21 protein-coding genes are annotated in these 18,907 nt (G+C 71.2%); 13 read left to right on the plus strand and 8 right to left on the minus strand.

What is annotated here, in order from left to right; translation table 11 throughout:
- Positions 1 to 2: 2 nt before the first annotated feature.
- The 4 genes from ACLF3M_RS00700 to ACLF3M_RS00715 all read right to left on the minus strand — a co-directional run bounded on the left by ACLF3M_RS00700 (position 3) and on the right by ACLF3M_RS00715 (position 4,362).
- Positions 3 to 1,604, minus strand: coding sequence for a type II and III secretion system protein family protein (locus ACLF3M_RS00700; RefSeq protein WP_430654909.1), 1,602 nt, complete (start codon positions 1,602 to 1,604; stop codon positions 3 to 5).
- A gap of 146 nt (positions 1,605 to 1,750) precedes the next feature.
- Positions 1,751 to 2,293 (minus strand): TadE/TadG family type IV pilus assembly protein, encoded by a 543-nt coding sequence (locus tag ACLF3M_RS00705; RefSeq protein WP_430654910.1) that lies wholly within the window; start codon positions 2,291 to 2,293, stop codon positions 1,751 to 1,753.
- The gene (locus ACLF3M_RS00710) at positions 2,280 to 2,792 is read right to left on the minus strand and encodes a TadE/TadG family type IV pilus assembly protein (RefSeq protein ID WP_430654911.1); all 513 of its coding nucleotides are present in this window, start codon (positions 2,790 to 2,792) and stop codon (positions 2,280 to 2,282) included. Before ACLF3M_RS00710 ends, ACLF3M_RS00705 begins: the two co-directional genes overlap by 14 nt.
- Positions 2,793 to 2,796: 4 nt before the next feature.
- Entirely contained in the window at positions 2,797 to 4,362 is a 1,566-nt protein-coding gene (locus tag ACLF3M_RS00715; RefSeq protein ID WP_430654912.1) for a pilus assembly protein TadG-related protein, read from the minus strand.
- A 291-nt stretch (positions 4,363 to 4,653) separates the two neighbouring features.
- On the opposite strand from ACLF3M_RS00715, the gene ACLF3M_RS00720 reads away from it, so the two are divergent.
- From ACLF3M_RS00720 to ACLF3M_RS00755, 8 genes are all read left to right on the plus strand, one after another.
- Positions 4,654 to 4,869 (plus strand): Flp family type IVb pilin, encoded by a 216-nt coding sequence (locus ACLF3M_RS00720; RefSeq protein ID WP_430654913.1) that lies wholly within the window; start codon positions 4,654 to 4,656, stop codon positions 4,867 to 4,869.
- A gap of 357 nt (positions 4,870 to 5,226) precedes the next feature.
- Positions 5,227 to 5,427, plus strand: coding sequence for a Flp family type IVb pilin (locus ACLF3M_RS00725; protein WP_430654914.1), 201 nt, complete (start codon positions 5,227 to 5,229; stop codon positions 5,425 to 5,427).
- Positions 5,428 to 5,512: 85 nt separating this feature from the next.
- Positions 5,513 to 6,025: an A24 family peptidase gene (locus ACLF3M_RS00730; protein ID WP_430654915.1), complete on the plus strand. Its 513-nt coding sequence runs from the start codon at positions 5,513 to 5,515 to the stop codon at positions 6,023 to 6,025.
- A gap of 9 nt (positions 6,026 to 6,034) precedes the next feature.
- Positions 6,035 to 6,874, plus strand: a complete 840-nt coding sequence (cpaB, locus tag ACLF3M_RS00735; RefSeq protein WP_430654916.1) for a Flp pilus assembly protein CpaB — start codon at positions 6,035 to 6,037, stop codon at positions 6,872 to 6,874.
- 55 nt (positions 6,875 to 6,929) lie between these two features.
- Positions 6,930 to 8,150, plus strand: coding sequence for an AAA family ATPase (locus ACLF3M_RS00740; RefSeq protein ID WP_430654917.1), 1,221 nt, complete (start codon positions 6,930 to 6,932; stop codon positions 8,148 to 8,150).
- The gene (locus ACLF3M_RS00745; protein WP_430654918.1) at positions 8,147 to 9,571 is read left to right on the plus strand and encodes a CpaF family protein; all 1,425 of its coding nucleotides are present in this window, start codon (positions 8,147 to 8,149) and stop codon (positions 9,569 to 9,571) included. Before ACLF3M_RS00740 ends, ACLF3M_RS00745 begins: the two co-directional genes overlap by 4 nt.
- The gene (locus tag ACLF3M_RS00750; protein WP_430654919.1) at positions 9,568 to 10,518 is read left to right on the plus strand and encodes a type II secretion system F family protein; all 951 of its coding nucleotides are present in this window, start codon (positions 9,568 to 9,570) and stop codon (positions 10,516 to 10,518) included. Before ACLF3M_RS00745 ends, ACLF3M_RS00750 begins: the two co-directional genes overlap by 4 nt.
- Positions 10,518 to 11,459: a type II secretion system F family protein gene (locus ACLF3M_RS00755; RefSeq protein ID WP_430654920.1), complete on the plus strand. Its 942-nt coding sequence runs from the start codon at positions 10,518 to 10,520 to the stop codon at positions 11,457 to 11,459. The genes ACLF3M_RS00750 and ACLF3M_RS00755 overlap by 1 nt, the downstream gene beginning before the upstream one ends.
- Before the next feature lie 34 nt (positions 11,460 to 11,493).
- Here ACLF3M_RS00755 and ACLF3M_RS00760 read toward each other — a convergent pair whose 3' ends face one another.
- The gene (locus ACLF3M_RS00760) at positions 11,494 to 12,156 is read right to left on the minus strand and encodes a dienelactone hydrolase family protein (RefSeq protein WP_430654921.1); all 663 of its coding nucleotides are present in this window, start codon (positions 12,154 to 12,156) and stop codon (positions 11,494 to 11,496) included.
- 155 nt (positions 12,157 to 12,311) lie between these two features.
- Between ACLF3M_RS00760 and ACLF3M_RS00765 the strand changes: the two genes are divergently transcribed.
- The 4 genes from ACLF3M_RS00765 to aqpZ all read left to right on the plus strand — a co-directional run bounded on the left by ACLF3M_RS00765 (position 12,312) and on the right by aqpZ (position 15,006).
- The gene (locus ACLF3M_RS00765) at positions 12,312 to 12,503 is read left to right on the plus strand and encodes a DUF4169 family protein (protein ID WP_430654922.1); all 192 of its coding nucleotides are present in this window, start codon (positions 12,312 to 12,314) and stop codon (positions 12,501 to 12,503) included.
- A gap of 124 nt (positions 12,504 to 12,627) precedes the next feature.
- On the plus strand, positions 12,628 to 12,966 hold the full coding sequence (locus ACLF3M_RS00770) for a YciI family protein (protein ID WP_430654923.1): 339 nt from the start codon (positions 12,628 to 12,630) through the stop codon (positions 12,964 to 12,966).
- The gene (locus ACLF3M_RS00775; RefSeq protein WP_430654924.1) at positions 12,963 to 14,183 is read left to right on the plus strand and encodes a DUF6596 domain-containing protein; all 1,221 of its coding nucleotides are present in this window, start codon (positions 12,963 to 12,965) and stop codon (positions 14,181 to 14,183) included. Before ACLF3M_RS00770 ends, ACLF3M_RS00775 begins: the two co-directional genes overlap by 4 nt.
- Before the next feature lie 118 nt (positions 14,184 to 14,301).
- Complete coding sequence (aqpZ, locus tag ACLF3M_RS00780) at positions 14,302 to 15,006, plus strand: aquaporin Z (protein ID WP_430654925.1); 705 nt, start codon at positions 14,302 to 14,304, stop codon at positions 15,004 to 15,006.
- Positions 15,007 to 15,128: 122 nt separating this feature from the next.
- Here aqpZ and ACLF3M_RS00785 read toward each other — a convergent pair whose 3' ends face one another.
- Positions 15,129 to 16,739, minus strand: coding sequence for a sensor histidine kinase (locus ACLF3M_RS00785; protein ID WP_430654926.1), 1,611 nt, complete (start codon positions 16,737 to 16,739; stop codon positions 15,129 to 15,131).
- A 160-nt stretch (positions 16,740 to 16,899) separates the two neighbouring features.
- Complete coding sequence (locus ACLF3M_RS00790) at positions 16,900 to 17,784, minus strand: S-methyl-5'-thioadenosine phosphorylase (protein WP_430654927.1); 885 nt, start codon at positions 17,782 to 17,784, stop codon at positions 16,900 to 16,902.
- Between the two features lie 149 nt (positions 17,785 to 17,933).
- Between ACLF3M_RS00790 and ACLF3M_RS00795 the strand changes: the two genes are divergently transcribed.
- Positions 17,934 to 18,104: a hypothetical protein gene (locus ACLF3M_RS00795; RefSeq protein ID WP_430654928.1), complete on the plus strand. Its 171-nt coding sequence runs from the start codon at positions 17,934 to 17,936 to the stop codon at positions 18,102 to 18,104.
- Between the two features lie 6 nt (positions 18,105 to 18,110).
- Here ACLF3M_RS00795 and ACLF3M_RS00800 read toward each other — a convergent pair whose 3' ends face one another.
- Complete coding sequence (locus ACLF3M_RS00800) at positions 18,111 to 18,893, minus strand: SH3 domain-containing protein (RefSeq protein WP_430654929.1); 783 nt, start codon at positions 18,891 to 18,893, stop codon at positions 18,111 to 18,113.
- Positions 18,894 to 18,907: the final 14 nt, after the last annotated feature.

The raw sequence follows: 18,907 nt of genomic DNA on the forward strand, positions 1-18,907 counted from the left end.
GGTCATTCCACGATGAAGCCGGCGTCGAGGTTACGCGCCGCGCCGGGCCTCGAGGGCGAAACGCGGCCGATCTGCCGTCGCTCCAGGATGCGTTCGAGGTCGATGGCCGGGCGGAATTGGTCGAGCGGCGTGGCGATCCGGTTGGGTTCCGAGACCGCGCGCACGATGACGGGGGTGACCACGATCACCAGCTCCGTCTCGCCGCGGCGGAAGGTGTTGGAGCGGAAGAGCGGCCCGAGCACGCTGTCCATCAGGCCGGGGATGCCCTGCTCGGTCTGGTTGACCGTGCGCGACAGCAGGCCGGCGATGGCGAAGCTCTGGCCGGAGCCGAGTTCGACCGTCGTCTCCGCCCGGCGGACCGTCAGCGCGGGGATGCGCACCGAACCGAAGGCACCGAGCGGCAGGTTCACCGCGCCGGCATCCGACAGCTCGCTGACTTCCGGCCGGACCCGGAGGTTGATGCGGTCGTTCGACATCACCGTCGGCACGAAGGCCAGCGCGACGCCGTATTGCTGGAACTGCACCGAGATCTGCCCGTTCGTCCCGCTGCTGTAGGGGATCGGGAACTCGCCGCCCGCGAGGAAGCTCGCGGTCTCGCCGGACTGGGCGGTCAGGTTCGGCTCGGCGAGGATGGCGACGAGGTTGTCGCGCGCCAGCGCGTCGATGAAGCTGTCGAGGTTGAAGTTGGTCGAGCGGTAGGCCGCGGCCGCGACCGCGGTGCCCGCCGTCGCCTGGATGGCGTTGGCAGCACCGGCGCCGAGCGCTGCGCCAGTGACGCCGAGCGGCGCGGCGAGGCCGATCGTCCAGCCATTGCCGGCATTGCCGAGCGCGGCCCAGTTGAAGCCGAGGTCGCGGGTGACGGTGCGCGACATCTCGGCGACCCGCACGCGCAGGTTCACCTGGATGGCCGACAGGACCTGGATGTTGTTGATGAGCGCCACCTCACCGGCGTAGCCCTGCGCGACCGTCACCGCGCGGTAGGCGGCCTGGGCGTTGGCGGCGGTGCCGCCCAGCACCAGCGCGTTGCCGGCCTGGCTGACGCGGATGTCGCTGCCGGGGCCGACCGCCTGGCGGATCGCCGAGGCGATCATGGCCGGCGTCGGCCGGGCCGTCGGCACCACGGACGGGGCGGGCTGCTGGCCCATGATGACCGGCGGGATCGCCGGGGCGGCCGCGGCACCGGAGGGACGCACCACGACGTCGTACTGCGCGACGAGCTCGCCGTCGGAGGTGGTCGCGATGACCGTGGTGCGGCCGACATCGGCGCCCATGAGGAAGACGCTGCTCGGCGAGGCCGGCTGCACGCGGGCGATCCGCGGCTCCGCCGCCAGGACGGTCGCGACCGGGCGGGGGAACTGCACCAGCATGCCGGTGCCAGCCTCGAGCGTCAGGGTCTGGGGCACCACCGGCACCACGGGACCGGGCGGGTTGGTGACGGGCAGGCCGGGCCGCGGCGGCACGGGTTGCGGCGCCGGCGCCTGCGCGAATTGCGCGGAGGAACCGCTGACGGGTGCGCGCTGCGCGAAGGCCGGCGACGCGGCAAGAAGCACCGCCATTGTCAGGATGCCGGAAGCGGTGCCAGACCGCGTCGTGAGCCGGCCCATGCGACGAGCGGGGCTTCGGCAGATCGTCATGTGGCTCAACCCCGGCCCTCCACTGGTTGCCCTGTCTTCACCTTCGAAGACAGTTGATTATCACACGATTTGCTCTCCCAACAGTAGAAATCGTGTGGAAATTGCTGACTTTCCGCTCAGTCGAACGCCATGGTCGCCCGATCCGACAACGTCAGGTTTCCGCCGGGCAGGAAGGGCACGATGAAGTTGAAACGGTATTGCAGGCTGACCGTCACGCTTTTCGGCGCGGTGCAGGTAAAGCGCGCCGCATTCTGCCAGGCGACCGAGGCGTTGTTGTTCGCCGTGTCCAGGCCGATGAGGCGCGAGGCGCTCAGGATGGGCACGCGGCCAAGCAGCGCGTTCTGGGTCGCGTTGTCGAAGTAGACGTTGCTGTTGGCAAGGTTGCCGCAGGGCGCCGTGTTGTTGTTCGCGCTGTAAAGCGACTGACCGATGCTGATCAGGCTGGTGCGTGCGGCCTCCGCACTCAGCGTCCTCAGCGATTGCGCGGTGAAATAATAGCGGGCGAGTTCGATCGTGCCAAACACCAGCAATACGAAGGCCGATCCGACGAAGGCGAACTCAACCGCGGTTGCCCCGCGCCGGTCGCGACGGAGCCTGAGGCCGGCCGCTGCGGTGGCGCGCGCGGGCGCCCCGCGGCGACCGGCATCAGAGACGGACAACGACGCTTCTGCTCTGCGTGCCGAGGGCATTGAACGGGATCAGGTTGCTGGTCGGAAGCCATGGCGTGAAGGCGAGAGTCACCGTGACGGTGCGGAACTTCGCCAGCCCGTATGTGCAAACGGAACTGCAATCGCCAGAGCTCGGCGTGCCCGACAACGCGCCCGCGCTGGTCACGCAGGTGCACGTAGAGCTTGATACGGTCACCGTGGCACCGATCTGGTTGTCGTTGCTGACGGCGCTGCTGCTGCTCACCGTGGCGCTGGACACATCGATCAACGCTCCGCTCGAAACCTCCTGAGAGTTCATCTGAACGTATTGCGCGGCGGTGCGCGCAATGCTTTCGAGCTTGATCGCCCGTTCCACGCCGCGGCCGAGATCGAGCGCGCCGCCGAGCAGGGTGACGAGGATCGGCGCGATAAGCGCGAATTCCACCGCGGCGACGGCGCGCTGGCCGAGCCGGCGGCGAGGGTGTTTCGCCAGGGCTGACGGTACCGTCATCCTCCTACTCCAGCAGGCGCACGACGCGGATCTGCGGGGCGATCGTGCTCCCGAAATTGGACTCGCAATTCGTGGTGACGGACGAAACACCCTGCATCCTGACCTCCCCCCCGACAAGGGTCAGGCAGCCCTGCGCGGAGACGCTGGACGCGCTGGTGCTGGTGCCGTTCCCGCCGGCGCCGATGGTCGCCAGCGGGGCGTAAATCGCCCCGGTAAGGCGCGACGTGCTGTTCGCGCCCCAGCAGACCTGCATGTTGCTGCATGAGCCAGAGGTGCGGTTGCCGCTGAGTTCCGTCGATGCGACGCCGTTGACGGTCTTGCCCTCGCGGTAGATGAGCATGCCGCGGTAGGGCCCGGTTGTCGGCGCCTGCAGTTGCGCCGTGCCGCTGACGCTCATCGTGCCGGCGGTGCAGGTCTGCCCGCTGCAGCCGCGGAGGAAGACCAGGGTGACGCCGACGGTGGACGAGATCGAACCGACGGAGGGGCAGGTGGTCAAGGCGTAGCTCGCCGGGACCGCGCAGACGGTGCCGGAAACGTCAAGGCCAGCGCCGTTCATGAAGAAGTACGTACCCGGCTTGAGGAGCAGCGTCCCGCCGTTCTTCACGTTCACGCTCGTAGTGATGAGGTAATACGGATACTGCGTGCCCTGATAGACCCAGCCCGAATCCGTGACGGGCGACAGTGTCAGGGCACTGTTCACGTTGTTGCCGGGCTGGCTGAAGCTCGTGCTGCTGGTGATTGCCGACGGGCTGGAATTCGACAGGATCGATTGGTACGCGAGGTAGGGATCGTCCGTCGCGATGCCCGACACCGGCGGCCCGTTGCACAGCGATATGGTGTTCGAAGCCGCGGTGCAGGTCTGGTTATAGCTGCAGGCGCTGTTATTGTTCATGCAGCCGCCAAGCGACTGCAGGTTGGATACGATGACGTTGGTTGAGTTGCCATTGAAGTAGATGGAGTCGCTGCCCGGGGCGTTCGACGCCAGCACGCAACCCGGCGCGTAGGTCGAGCTGTTACCCGACAGCGTGATCCCGCCCTGGCCGGTGGCGTCGCTCAGCGCCAGCACGCAGGCAGAGCCGATCACCTGGCTTGCCGCGACGCCACGGGCATAGATCTCCTGCGTGGTGCTTCCCGCCGCCGCGAAGAGGCCCGAGATGAAGCGCGGCTGGTTGCGCCAGATCCGGACCTCCACGGCCCGATTGTTGCCGGTGTAGCTGCCGGTCGCAGGTGGCGAGTTCACTGTAACGGTGTTGGAGGAAGTCGCGTTGGTGAATCCGTTGCGCGTCGCGACATCGGTTGCCGCTGCGATACCCTGAGTTTGCGAATTGCTGAAACTGGAGTTCAGGGCACCATACGCATATTGGAGGCGGACGGCGCCGGCCAAGGCAGCGGCATCGGCCGCGTTCTGTGCGTCGCGGCGGATGTCGTACCAGCGCCCCGCCTCGGTCGCCAAGCCGGCCATGCCGACCACGACTGTCGCCATGATCCCGAAGGCCGCGGCGGTTGCGCCGCGACGGTCGCTGAAAACCCTGGCTAGAGCTGCGCGCGTGTTTTGCACCGTTTGGGCCAACGCACGGCCTGCTCTCGCCAACCTCTTATCCGCAGCCATGACGCAGCTCCATACTCCCGGTCGGCAGTCCCGTTCGACCCTTACGCTAGCCGACCGCTGTCGCGAGGGCAACGACTTCTCGATTTTTGATGAATGCCTCAATTTCGCGCTTGACTCGTCTCGCAAACGGTATACTCGGCGGGTTATAGGAGCGTCAACGGTTGAATCTCCGGTGGCTCAATCAACCATCCTTGATGCGAGCCCCGCGGTTTTCTCGTATGATGATCCTCGGGCGCTTGGGGGATTGGCAAGGTGGACCACGGAATGATCGGGCTGATCGAGCGCGCGTCCCAGGCCCTGCGCCGGATGCGCATGGACGACCGGGGTGTCACGGCCGTCGAATACGGGGTGATCGCGGCGCTGATTCTGGTCACTTGCATCACCGCGATCGGCTTCCTCGGCAACTCCGTCTTCAACAACCTCTACCTGCAGATCGCGAACGCGACGCAGAACGCGCTTTCGCGCTGAGGTTGCGAGTCAGGGCGCCCCTCGCGCCCACTCGGACGCCTTGCTCGCGAAAATGTGAACTGAGCACTTTCATCTCGCCAACTACGGGAAACCCAGGCTCCGCCTTGCACCCGCCCGTTGCGGTACAGGCTCCGAGGACTCTACAGGTCGCGAAATCTCTTTTTTTAGGCATTCGAATTTTTTTCGACTTGACTGCGTAAATGGAACGTATATCCAACCGTCGCCGGATCGAAGCGGCGTCCACGCCAGTGCGGGGGCGCCACCCCGATCCGACCTACCCCGGAGCTTCGTCCGGGGCTGTCGCAACGACACCAGCTTCCGGTTCGTGGGCAACTGGAAACGAAAGGGGACCTCCTCATGCTCGACAAGATCGGCCTCGCCGGCATGCGTGCCTATGGCGCTCTCTCCCGCATCGGCAAGGACAAGAAGGGCGTGACCGCCGTGGAATACGGCGTGATCGCCGCGCTGATCATCGTGGTCTGCATCGTGGCCATCACCACGGTCGGCACCAACCTGCGCACCACCTTCAACGCGGTCGGCAACAACCTGACCCGCTGATCCGGCAGCGCCGCCCGGCGCCGCCGAACCGGATGGGCCGTCCGCCGCTTCTGTCGCGCCGGACGGCCCAGCCAGGGTCGGTCGCATGTCCCTAGCCGCAGCCCTTGCCGCGATCGCGCTCCTGGGCTTCGCCGCCTGGCGTGACGTCGCGACCCGCACCATCCCCGATGGCGTCAGCATCGCGCTGGCCGGCATCGGTCTTGTCGCCCGCGCCCTGCACGGGCTCGAGGCTGCGGCCTGGTCGCTCGGCGCCGCCCTCCTGCTCGGCCTGTTGCTGGCGCTGCTGCATGCCAGGGGCTGGCTCGGCGGCGGCGACGTCAAGCTCGCCACCGCGCTCGCGGTCGGGCTAGACCCGCTCGACACCTGGGCCATGGTGGTCGCCACCGCGCTTGCCGGCGGGGCCCTCGCCCTCGTCTACCTGATCCTGCAGCGGCTCCTGCCCGCTCCGCGAGGATCAATCCGGCGTGATAACAGATCCCTTCCCGCGCGCCTCCTCTCGGCGGAGGCCTGGCGCATCCGTCGGCGGGGTCCGCTTCCCTATGGTGTCGCCATCGCCGCCGGTGGCACACTGATCATCATGCAATCCATCGCGAGTTGAGGCACATCCATGCGTACGGTCCTCATCCTGGTGCTGTTCCTCATGGCCGCCGGGCTGGGCTACGTGGCCTATGAAGGGATGCAGCCCCGCGAGGTGGCGCAGCCCGCCGTCGCGCCGCCCCCCACCGTCCGGGTCCTGGTGGCCGCCGCGCCGCTCCACCCCGGCACCCTCCTGAAGGACCAGGACATCCGCGACCGCGCCCTGCCGCCGGACGAGGTGCCGGAGAACGCGGTCCCCGCCACGATCGAGCAGCGCGAGGAACTGCGCGGCGCCATGCTGCGGCGCTACCTCGCCCCGGGCGAGATGCTCTCGCGCGAGGACGTGCTGCGCCCGCGCGACCGCGGCTTCCTCGCCGCCGTGCTGCGGCCCGGCATGCGCGCGGTCGCCATCGGCGTGGACGCCCGCACCGGCGCCGCCGGCCTGATCTTCCCGGGCGACCTGGTGGACGTGATCCTCACCCAGAACTTCTCCGGGAACGAGGCCTCCTCCTCCCGCCGGGTGACCGCGGAGACCGTGCTATCGGGCGTGCGCGTCATCGCGGTGGACCAGATGATCACCCAGGGCGCCCCGATCCCCTCCGGCCGCGCCGCCGCGACCGAGGGCGTCGCCCGCACCGTGACGATGGAGGTCTCGCCCGAGCAGTCCGAGCGGGTCGCGGTCGCCGAACGGCTCGGCACGCTGATCCTCGCGCTGCGCCCGATCGACGCGCAGGAGGAGCAGACCGCACGCCCGACGGCCACCACCTTCGGCGGCGACGTCTCGCCCGCGCTCTCCAGCACCGAGGCCCCGGCCGCCCCGCGCATGCGGGTGATCCAGGGCAATGCGGTGAACGATGTAACCTTTCGTTGAACTTGCGGAGGCTTCTTCTTCCCGTAGCCTTCCCCAGGACTTAGAGAAGAGGTCCATGTCCGACACGGCCACGACCGCGCAGACCCGCCCCGCCCCGTCCCAGGACTCGCCCGGCGGACGGCGTTCCTTCGTCGCCTTCGTCAGCGAGGTCGCGTCGGAAGACGTGCTGCGCAGCGGCCTCGTCGACCTCGTCGCCAACCCGCAGGTGCGCCAGGGCGGCATCCGTGCCGCGATCAGGGCCTTCGAGAAGGAAGAGTCGCCGCGCACCCTGCTGGTCGACGTCAGCGCCTCCAACGACCCGATCGCCGAGCTCGACGCGCTGGCCGGCGTCTGCGCCCCCGACACCAAGGTGCTGGTGGTCGGCGAACGCACCGACATCGACTTCTACCGGGAGATCACCCGCCACCTCGGCGCCGACGAATACGTCGCCAAGCCGCTGACCCGCGACAAGGTCGCGACCCTGCTCGGGCCCTACCTCGCCGGCGACGCACCCGATGTCGCGGGCACCCGCGGCGGGCGCGTGGTCTGCGTCTGCGGCGTGCGCGGCGGCGTCGGAGGCACCACGGTCGCGGTCAACCTCGCCCAGCACGTCGCCGACACCACGCGCAGCCATGTCGCGGTGCTCGACCTGCACCTTCGCGGCGGCCACGTCGCGATGATGTCGGGCGTGAAGCCCGCCAGCGCGCTGCGCCATGCGCTCGAGAACCCGCAGGTCGTGGACGGGCTGTTCCTGGAACGCGTCTCCGTCTCCTCTGCCGAGCGCGTGCGGGTCTTTGCCGCCGACGAGCCCTTCGACGCCGATCCCCGCCCGACGCCCGACGGCGTCGCGAAGGTGATCGAGCTGCTGCGCCAGCGCTTCAACGTCATCATCGTGGACATGCCGATCCCGCCCAGCCTGGCCGATCGCCAGGCGCTGGCCGTGGCCCGGCAGACCCTGCTGGTCTTCACCCCCGACATGGCGAGCCTGCGCGACGTCGAGCGCGCGAAGAAGATGGCGAGCACGCTGACCGGCGCGGGGCGCACGTTGCTGGTGCTGAACCGCTCCAACATGCCGGGCGCGCTGAAATCCACCATCATCAACGAGGCGCTCTCCGCCAAGCCCGATGTGGTGATCCCCGACATGCCGAAGCAGATCTCGCGCGCCGGCAACCTCGGCCGCGCCGCACTGAACGACAGCGCCGCGTTGCGCCGCGCTCTCGCGCCGCTGACCCAGGAAGTCTCCGGCATCCGCCAGCGCAAGGGCGGCGGCATCTTCGCGAGGTTCTTCTCCAAATGAGGTCCTTCGGCCGCCGCATCGCGCCGGTCGAATCCGGCCTGCCGCACGAGCATGCCGGGGGCTACGTCCCCCCCGGCACCGGCGTGAACGAGGACGCGCCCCGCAGCGCGCGCATCGTTGGCCCGATCGGCGAGACCGGCACCGGCCAGCAATCGCCCGTCCTCGCCTATGCCGCGCTGAAGCGCCTGCGCGAGGCCGTGCTCGACCGCATCCGCCCCGAGATCGCCGCGCAGATGCCGCCCGAGCAGCTGCGCATCGAGCTCGAGAACCTCATCCACGAGCTCGCCGACCGCGAGCGCGTCGAGCTCTCCGCCCGGGAACAGGCCCGGCTGACGGAGGAATTCGTCAACGAGATGATCGGCTACGGTCCGCTCGAGCCGCTGCTCAAGGACGACCGCATCGCCGATATCATGATCAACGGCCCCGACCGGATCTTCATCGAGATCGCGGGCAAGATCCAGCAATCGGACATCCGCTTCCGCAACAACGACCAGCTCGCCTCCATCGCGCAGAAGATCGCCGGCCAGGTCGGCCGCCGCGTGGATGAGAGCAGCCCGCTCTGCGACTGCCGGCTGCCCGACGGCAGCCGCGTCAACATCGTCTTCCCCCCCCTCGCGCTCGATGGCGTCTGCGTCTCGATCCGCAAGTTCTCCCGCCGCCGTTACGACTTCAACGCGATGATCGAGAACGGCTCGCTCTCCCCCGCCGTCGCCCGCGTGCTGGAGATCGCGGCCCGCGCGCGGCTGAACATGATCGTCTCGGGCGGCACCGGCTCGGGCAAGACGACGATGCTGAACGCGCTCTCTCGCCTGATCGACCACGGCGAGCGGATCGTCACGATCGAGGACGCGGCCGAGCTCCAGCTCCAGCAGCCCCATGTGGTGCGGCTGGAAACCCGCCCGCCCAACCTCGAAGGCTCGGGCGAGATCACGCAGCGCCACCTCGTGCGCAACGCGCTGCGCATGCGGCCCGACCGCATCATCCTCGGCGAGACGCGCGGCCCCGAGGCCTTCGACATGCTGCAGGCCATGAACACCGGCCATGACGGCTCGATTTCGACCATCCACGCCAACACGCCGCGCGACGCGCTGACCCGCATCGAGAACATGGTGCAGATGGCCACCGCCAACCTGCCCCATGACGCGATCCGCACGCAGATCGCCTCCGCCATCGACCTCATCATCCAGATCGAGCGCCAGCGCGACGGCCAGCGCCGCGTCGTCGCGGTGTCGGAGGTCGTCGGCCTCGAAGGCGAGGTCATCACGATGAACGACATCTTCACCTTCGAGTACGAGGGCGAGGACTACTCCGGCAAGATCCAGGGCCGCTACAACACCCACAAGCACCGCCCGAGCTTCGAAAGCCGCCTGCATTACTTCGGCCTCTTCGATGCCTGGATGGACGCGCTGAACCGCGCATGATCACACTCCCGCTCCTGGTCGGCGCCGCGGCCGTCATGCTGGTCCTGGCCGCGCTCGCGCTGATCCCGAGCCGGGCAGAGCGCGACATCCGCAAGCGCGCCGCGCAGCTCGGCATCGGGATCGAGGACGTGCCCATCCGGGCGCGCCAGAGCCTGCGCCAGCTCACGAGCGAGGAGCGGCCGATCTGGCAGAAGGCGCTCGTCGCGCTCGGCCAGAACCCCGAGATCCCGGAGGCCTACCGCACCGCGCCGCTGCTGCTCGTGCTCATCGTCGCGGGCGCCGCGGGGGTCGGCATGTGGGCGGTCGGCGAGCGTTTCGGCCGGCCCGGCGCGCCGCTCGGCGCCGTCATCGCCGGGACCGGCGCGCTGATGTTCATGTTCCGCCGCGAGAAGAACAACTACAACGCCCTCCTCCTCCAGCAGCTGCCCGACGCCATCTCGCTCGTGCTGCGCGCGGTGCGCACCGGCCTGCCGGTGACGGAGGCGATCCGCAGCATCGGCACCGAGTTGCCGGCGCCGACCGGGGGCGAGTTCGACCGCGTCAGCCAGGAGGTCGCGATCGGCGTGCCGATCGACGACAGCATCTGGAACCTCTACGAGCGCACGCTGATCCAGGAATACGCCTTCCTCGCGGTCACCGTCGGCCTGCAGGCCCAGGCCGGCGGCAACCTGACGGAGACGCTGGCAAACCTCGCCGACCTCGTGCGCAAGCGCGTCGCCATGGTCGTCAAGGTCAAGGCCATCACCGCCGAGGCGCGGACCTCGGCGGCCATCCTGATCGGCCTGCCCTTCGTCGTGTCCCTGCTCTTGATGGTCCTGCAGCCGGACTACGTGGGCGAGCTCTTCACCCATCCGAAGGCGGGCGGCCTGCAGGCGCTCTTCGTCATCCTCATGACCTGCGGCATCCTGACCATCAACACCCTCATCGCGCGCGCGACTCGCGACTGATGTTCGAGAACCTCCCCGTCCCGCCCTGGCTGCTGCTCGGCGTCGCCGTCCTGCTGGTGCTCGCCGCGCTCTACCTCGCGCGCGAGATCTCGGACCGCGAGCTCGCGCGCCGCGCCCAGCAGCTCGCCCGCCTCGACGACAGCGAGCTGATCTCCAAGACCGCCGGCGGCGTCGCGCTCGGCGTCGTCGGCAAGCTCGGCAACGCGCTGCGCGGCTCCTTCTTCTTCGCCGACAAGGACATCGAGACGATCGAGAGGACGGCGCGCGCCGCGGGCATGGACCCGCAGCGCGCGGTGCCGATCGTGATGGGCATCAAGGTCCTGATGCTCGTCGCGGGCCCCGCCATCGGCTACGCGCTCGCGGTCTCCTGGAACCTGGAGCTGCTAGGCAAGGTCTTATGCCTCGTGCTCGGCATGGCGATCGGCACCTTCGTGCCGAACTGGACGCTCGCCTTCGCCATCCGCTCCCACCAGGACAGCCTGCGCAAGGGCCTGCCTGACGCGCTCGACCTGCTCGTCGTCTGCGCCGAAGCCGGCCTCGGCCTGGAAAGCGCGCTCGAGCGCGTCGCGATCGAGATGCGCGACGCCAGCCCGAACGTCTCGACGGAGTTCGTCACGCTGCTCGCCGACATGCGCATGTCCACCGACCGCCGCGCCGCGCTGACGCGGCTCGGGGAGCGGACGGGCCTGGTCAGCTTCCAGCGCCTCGGCGGCACGCTGTCGCAGACGCTGCGCTACGGCACGCCCATGGGCCAGGCGCTGCGCGTGCTCGCGCAGGAGATGCGCAACGAGCGCATGATGCGCATCGAGGAGAAGGCGGCGCGCCTGCCCGCCCTGCTCGTGCTGCCGATGATCCTCTTCATCCTGCCCTGCCTCTTTGTCGTGCTGGCGGGGCCCGCGGCGCTGCGCATCATCGACGCCTGGAACGGCACCGGCGGCTGAGTGGCCGCCGGCCGGCCGCCGGACGCAGGGCCGCTCAGGCCAGCGTGCGGTTCAGGAAGGCCAGCGTCCGCTCCTCCGCCAGCTTCGCGTCCGGCGCGCTGTAGCTCGACCGCTCGTCGCAGCCGAAGCCGTGCTGCGCGCCGGGATAGACGAAGATCTCGACGCCGGGCTGCGCGGCGCGGATGGCCTCGACATCCGACATCGGGATGGAGTGATCCTTCTCGCCGAAATGCAGCTGCACCGGGCAGGTCGCGACCTCGTGCCGCGCCGCCGCGATCCCGCCGCCATACCAGCCGCAGGCTGCGGCGAAGGCCCTGGACCGCGTCGCGCCGTGCCAGGCGACGGTGCCGCCCCAGCAATAGCCGACAATGCCGCGCTTCGCGCCGGCGGGCAGCGCGGCGGCCGCGGCCTCGATGTCGAGCAGCGTGCCGGCCTCTGGCACCTTGGCGCGAAGTTCTCGGCCACGCTGCACGTCCTCCGGCGCGTAGCCCAGCTCGACCTTGCGCTCGGTGCGGTCGAACAGCGCCGGGCAGACCACCGCATAGCCTTTCGCGGCCAGGCCCGCGCAGACATGGCGCATGTGGTTGTTGACCCCGAAGATCTCCTGCACGACGACCAGCGCGCGCCGCGCGTCCTTCGGCCCGTCCGCCCAGGCGTCGAGGCGGTGGCCGTCGGCGGCGGTCAGCTCGATCCACATCTCGCGTTCTCTCCGGTTCGCGGTAGAGCAGCGCCCGTCCGGCCGCTTCGCGGTACCGCCGAACGGACGTAAGCTGCTCCAGAATTTACATTTCGGGAGGACCACCTCCCGATCGGATGATTCCACCCGACCGGGGCGTGCTCTAGTGTCGCGGGATGGGCGAGATCGTCAACCTCAGCAAGATCCGCAAGCAGCGCGAGAAGGAAGCCGCGCGCGCCGCGGCGCCGGTGAACCGCGCGAAGCACGGCCGGACCGGCGCGGAGAAGGCGCGCGACCGCGGCGACGCGGCCAGGCGCGAGGCGCTGCTCGACGGTGCAAGGCGCGACGACGCGCCGGAGAAGAACTGAGCCGCGTCCCGCCCGCGCCTGTCGAAATCCCCCCTGCCCGCGCGTCATCATGGCGGCGACGCGCTCCGTCGCCCGGCGGCGGATCCGCGCCGCCGCGACGCAAGGGACACGACACATGCAGGTGATGCTGATGATCTATAGCGAGGAAGCCGGCTGGGGCCGCCTGTCGGACGCCGAGCGCGAGGGCGCGATGGCAGCCTACACCGCCTACACCGACGCGCTGGTGCAGGCCGGCGCCATGCGGGGCGGCAACCGCCTCGCGCCGAGCGGCACGGCGCACACCGTGCGCCTCGGCGCCGGCGCGCCGCAGGTGCTCGATGGCCCCTATGCCGAGACGCGCGAGCAGCTCGGCGGCTATTACCTGCTCGAGGTCGAGGACATGGCCGCCGCGCTGCGCTGGGCCGCGCGCTGCCCCGGCGCCGCGCATGGCATCGTCGAGGTCCGGCCGATCTTCCCGACGTGACCGCGACGCCGGCCGGGGCTGCGGTCGCGCGCCTGGCGCGGGAGGAACGCGGGCGGCTGCTCGCCTTCCTCCTCGCGCGCGGGCACGCCTTCGCCGAGGCCGAGGACGCGCTGGCCGACGCCTTCGCCGCGGCGCTTCGCGCCTGGCCGGAAGCCGGCCTGCCCGACAGGCCCGCGGCCTGGCTGCTGACCGCGGCGCGGCGCCGGCTGCTCGACGGGCATCGCCGCGCCGCGACCGCCGCCGCGGCCCGCGCCGACCTCGCGCGCGGGGACGCCGCCGAGGATGCCGATCCGGATGCGCTGCCCGATCATCGCCTGGCGCTGTTGCTGGCCTGCGCAGCGGAGCCGGTCGAGCCCGCCGCCCGCGCGCCGCTGATGCTGCAATGCGTGCTCGGGCTGGATGCAGCGCGCATCGCCTCCGCCTTCCTGGTCTCGCCGGCGGCCATGGGCCAGCGCCTTGTCCGCGCCAAGCGGCGGCTTGCGGCGTCCGGCGTCCGCTTCGCCCTGCCCGGCCGGGCCGAGGTCGCGGCGCGGCTGCCCGCGGTGCTGGAGGCGATCTACGCCGCCTATACCGCCGGCGCCGCGGATCCCGCCGATGGCGGCGGCCTCGCCGGGGAAGCCGCCTGGCTCGCGCGGCTCTGCGCGGCGCTGGCGCCGGAGGAGCCGGAGGCCGCGGGCCTCGCCGCCCTGCTGCTGCACCTCGAGGCGCGGCGCCCCGCCGCGCGCGACGCGGCCGGCGGCTATGTCCCGCTCTCCGACCAGGTCCCCGCGCGCTGGGACGGGGCGATGCAGGCCGAGGCCGAGCGGCTGCTGCGCGCCGCCGCGCGCCTCGGGCGGCCCGGGCGCTACCAGTGGGAGGCGGCGGTGCAGTCCGTGCACGCCGCCCGCCGCGCCACGGGGCGCACGGACTGGGCGGCGATCCGGCTGCTCTACGACGCGCTGCTCGCCGCCACGAACTCGCCCGTGGTCGCGGTGAACCGCGCCGTGGCCGTCGCCGAGGACGAGGGGCCGGCAGCGGGCCTCGCGGCGCTGCGCGCCATCGGCGACCGGCGGCTCGGGGAGTACCAGCCCTATTGGGCGGCGCTGGCGGCGCTCGCCGGCCGCGCGGGCGAGGCGGAGGCCGCCGCCGCCGCCCGGCGGCGCGCGGCGGGGCTCGCCACCGACCCCGCGGTCCGGCGCTTCCTGCTGTCGGGCGCCGAACCCGTGACGCGGGGATGAGGGCGGCGCGTCCCGCGACGCCGCGATCACGGCACGTTTACATTGCCTGGAATGGTTGCAGCACCGTCCGATCCCGACGCATCGTGCCGCGGGACCGTTGATCCCTGGGGGAAAGACGATGCAGCGTAAACTGGCGGCCGAGTTCATCGGCACCCTGTGGCTCGTGCTTGGCGGATGCGGCAGCGCCGTGCTGGCCGCGAAATTCCCGGAGGTCGGGATCGGCCTGGTCGGCATTTCCTTTGCCTTCGGCCTGACCGTGCTGACCATGGCCTACGCCATCGGCCACATCTCCGGCTGCCACCTGAACCCCGCGGTGACCTGCGGCCTCGTGGCGGCGGGCCGCTTCCCGTCCTCCGACGCGTTGCCCTACATCGTGGCGCAGGTCGCCGGGGCGATCGGCGGCGCGCTGCTGCTCTACCTGATCGCGTCCGGCGCGCCGAACTATGCCGGAAACCTTGGCGCGAACGGCTTCGGCGACGCCTCGCCAGGCAAGTACACCCTGCTGTCGGGCCTGGTGACCGAGATCGTCATGACCTTCTTCTTCCTGGTCATCATCCTCGGCGCGACGCATGGCAAGGCGCCGGCGGGCTTCGCGCCCATCGCCATCGGGCTCGGGCTGACGCTGATCCACCTCGTCTCGATCCCTGTCACCGGCACCTCGGTCAATCCGGCGCGCAGTACGGGGCCGGCGCTGTTCTCCGGCGGCACGGCGATCGCCCAGCTCTGGCTGTTCTGGGTCGCGCCGATCGCCGGCGCGGTCGCCGCCGGCGTCGTGAGCCGCTGGCTGCACGACGACACCTCAGTGGTGGAGGGGCGCGGCTGACGCCGGCACCGGGAGGGGCGCCGTCCCCTCCGGACCCTCCCCGCCGGTGGCGTCCGGGCTAGCCCGCGATCGGTCTGAGTGTGCGCACCGAAGGTGGGCACGCCAGGCCGTGAATCGCCGGGTCAGAGAAGGCTGGACCCGTCCAGCGGCATCGAGAGGCGGAACACCAGCCCGGCCGGCGCATACGCCGTCTGCACGCGCGCGCCGAGGTCGCGCGCGATCGCCTGCTCGATGAGCTGGGAACCGAAGCCGCGCCGCATCGGCTGCTGCACAGGCGGGCCACCGGATTCGCGCCATTCCAGGTCGAGCCGCCTCGCCGCGCCGGCATCGCGCACCGACGTCCAGCGCAGCGCGACCCGGCCGGCCGGCACGGACAGCGCGCCGTATTTCGCGGCGTTGGTCGCGAGTTCATGCGCCAGCATGCCGAAGGCGACGGAGAGCCGGGCGGGCAGCGACACGTCGGGCCCGTCCAGCGTCACGCGTCCCGACCCCGCGGCGTCATGCGCGGCGAGCTCGGTGCTCAGCACGTCCCGCAGTTCCGCATCCCGCCACTGCGCGCCCGACAGCAGGACATGGGTGTGCGCCAGCGCCCGGATGCGCTCGGACAGCCGCAGCTTGAAGTCCTGCACGTCAGCGGCGTGGCGCGCGCTGAGGCGGACCATCGAATCCACCATCGCGAGCGTGTTGCGCACGCGATGGTTCAGCTCATGCACCATCAGCCGCTGCCGCGCGGCGGCGGAGAGGAGCGTCTCTGCGGTCTCGTCGACCTCGCGCACTCCGGTCGTCGGCGGCGCAGAGAGGGCGCCGCCCTCGACGCTCGCGCCGAAGGCCGCGAGGCCGCGGATGGCGCGGGCCAGCCGGTTGCCGAAGGACCACGCGCCGCCCAGGGCGAGGGCGAGCAGCGCGGCGCCGATGCCCGCCGCGGCCCAGAGCCGCCGGCGCAGCGGCGCCTCGATCACCCGCACCGGGGCACCCGCCGCCACCGTCCAGCCGGATCCGGCAAGGCGCCGCTGGGCGGAATAGACCTCCTCGCCGTCGCGCCCGACGAAGCGCAGCGTCGCCTCCTCGCCGGTCATCGGCACCGTCGCGGCGGCGGCCGCGCTCCGCGTGCCGACCGTCTCGTCGTGCCGGGCCCGCCGGGCGAGGATGACGTGGTCGCGGTCGAACAGGCCGATGCCGCCGCCCGGCGGCGCGCGCTGCGCCAGCAGGATGTCGCGCAGCCTGGCCGTCGGCACGCTGACATGCAGCAGCCAGCGCACCTCGCCGCCGAGGACGACCGGCACGACCACCGCGAAGCTGTGCTCCCCGTCGATGCGGCCGCGGTAGTGCCCGGTCACGAAGGGACGCCTGCCGGCGATGATCTCCTCGTCCCATCGCGAGATCGAGCTGCCGGCGGGCATGGCCTCGCCATAGGGCGCGCGCGTGGCCAGCACCTGGCGGCCGGTCGCGTCGCGGAGGTAGATGTCGGCGCCGATCGCCCGCTTCGCCGCGGCGGCATGGGCGTGGAACTCGGCGAGCCGACCTTCCGCGAGCGAAGGTGCGGAGCCCAGGGTGCTGAGCGTCGTGACGAGGGCGTTCAGCTCGCGGTCCACGGCGATCGCCGCGGCCACCGCGCCGTCGCGCACGCCGCGCTCGAACCGTTCGGTCTCCGCCCGCACATAGGCCGCCGCGAGCCCGCCTGCGAGGAGCAGGAGCGGCAGGACCGCCGCGAGCACGACGAGCACGAGGTGCATCCGCACCGTGGTCCGCGCGGAGCGCGTTGGCAGAAGGCCCGGCCCACGGGCAGGCGCGATATGCATGGGCCCTCGTGAAATACGACGAGATTGTCAGCCCCGCCCGCGGCCGGAGTCACGTCACAATGCGGAACGGCGCAACCGCGGCCGGCGCAACGGATCAGCCGCGCAGCACGCGCCCGGCCACCGCGTCGAGCTTCGCGAGCAGCGCGGGATCGCGCCGCTCCGGCGCCGTGATCAGCGCATGATCCAGCGCGCGGTCGCAGCCCGCCGGGCACGGCCCGCGCGGCCGCCCCAGCGCCGGCACCACCTCGGCGACCAGCGCGCGCGCCGCATCGGCGTTGGAGAACAGGACCTTCACGACCTGCTCGACCGTGACGTGGTCGTGGTCGGGATGCCAGCAGTCGAAATCGGTGACCATGGCCACCGTCGCGTAGCAGAGCTCCGCCTCGCGGGCCAACTTGGCCTCCGGCATGTTCGTCATGCCGATCACGCTGCAGCCCCACTGGCGATACAGCTTGCTCTCCGCCTTGGTCGAGAACTGGGGCCCTTCCATCACGAGGTAGGTGCCGCCGCGCGTCACCGGCAGCCCGAGGCCGCGCGCGGCGTGTTCCAGCGCGTCGCCGATGCGCGGGCAGACGGGATGCGCGACCGAGACATGCGCGACGCAGCCCGAGGAGAAGAAGCTCTTCGCGCGGGCGAAGCTGCGGTCGATGAACTGGTCCACGATGACGAAGTGCCCGGGCGGCAGGTCCTCCCGCAGCGATCCCACGGCGGAGAGCGAGACGACGTCCGTGCAGCCGCTGCGCTTCAGCGCGTCGATGTTGGCGCGGTAGTTCAGCTCCGACGGCGGCGTCGGGTGCCCGCGCCCGTGCCGCGGCAGGAAGCGCACGGGCACGCCGCCGAGCCGGCCGAACAGGATCTCGTCCGACGGATCGCCCCAGGGCGTCGCGACGCGCCGCCATTCCCGGTCCTCGAGCCCCGGTATGTCATACAGGCCCGACCCGCCGATCAGGCCGATGACGGGGGTGATCTCGTCGCTCATGCGCGGGCTCCGGAAGGCGTGGCGCGCGCGTCATAGCGGCCGCGGCGCGGCCTGTCGCGGGGCGGTTTCGGACAGGATTCGCCCGCCCTTCGGGACGCGGCCGCGCCCTTCGCGCTCTGCTGCCCTCGCCGGACAGAGGGAATACGGCCATGCGCGATCACGACAGGCTGCTGCTGGCGGCGTCGGCGGCACTGATGATCATGGTGGGGCTCGTGCTGGGCAGCGCGCTTTACGCTCCGCCCGGCGGGCGGGTGGACGGCGACGCGTGGCTCGCGGCGGAGAGCGCGGCTGGAGACGCCGATTACGCCTGGACATGGTAGGCGGCGTCAGCGGCCGTCGAGCAGCGAGGCGTGCACCCAGCCCCAGGGCTCGGTTTCGCCGACCATCAGCCAGCCGCCCGGCGCCTCGCTGAAGACCTGCAGGACGGAGCCGCGCGGCGCGACGCGCAGGATCGCGCTGCCGCCATTCGGCTCGGCGCGGATGTTGGCGGGCGTCCGCTGGCTTGTCATCACCGCGCCGCGCGGCATGGGCTGGCCGGCCGCGAGCGGCGTGCCGGGCTGCGGCGCCGGTGCGGGCTGGATCAGCGGCGCGTTGGTCGAAGGCAGCGCGGTCGGCGGCGGTGCTCGCAGCGAAGCCGCAACGCCCTCGGCGCCTTGCAGCCCCTCGGGCGCTGGAGGCAGCGGGCGCGCCCCGCCGCGCGGCACCGGCGGGCCGCCGCCGTCGAAGCAGCGGTCCACCATCTCGAAATAGACCCGCGTCGCCTCGGGCGAGGTCAGGGCGAGCACGAGGTCGAGCCGCGCGACCTGCGCGCCCTCGAAGGCGACGACGGCGACATAGGGCAGCCAGGGCGTGTCGGGCCGGCCGGTCGGGTTGACTTGGCCGCAGACCGCGACGGTGTCCGCCAGCAGCTGGCGATGCGCCAGGACGGCACGCAGCGCGAGCGGCCCGTCGATGGACAGGCGCTGGCGCAGCCTCGCCTCGGCCGCGGCCTGCGCCTCGGCATGGCGCGGCGGTGCCGCGGGCGTGCGCGCGGCGGCCGGCGCGTCCTCCTTGCAGGCGGCGAGCCACGGCAGCAGCGCGAGGGTGAGGAGCCGGAGGCCGAGCGTCATCGTTCCAGGTTGAG

The sequence above is a fragment of the Falsiroseomonas sp. HW251 genome, assembly GCF_050563545.1.
In the GTDB taxonomy this organism is placed as follows: Bacteria; Pseudomonadota; Alphaproteobacteria; order Acetobacterales; family Acetobacteraceae; genus Falsiroseomonas.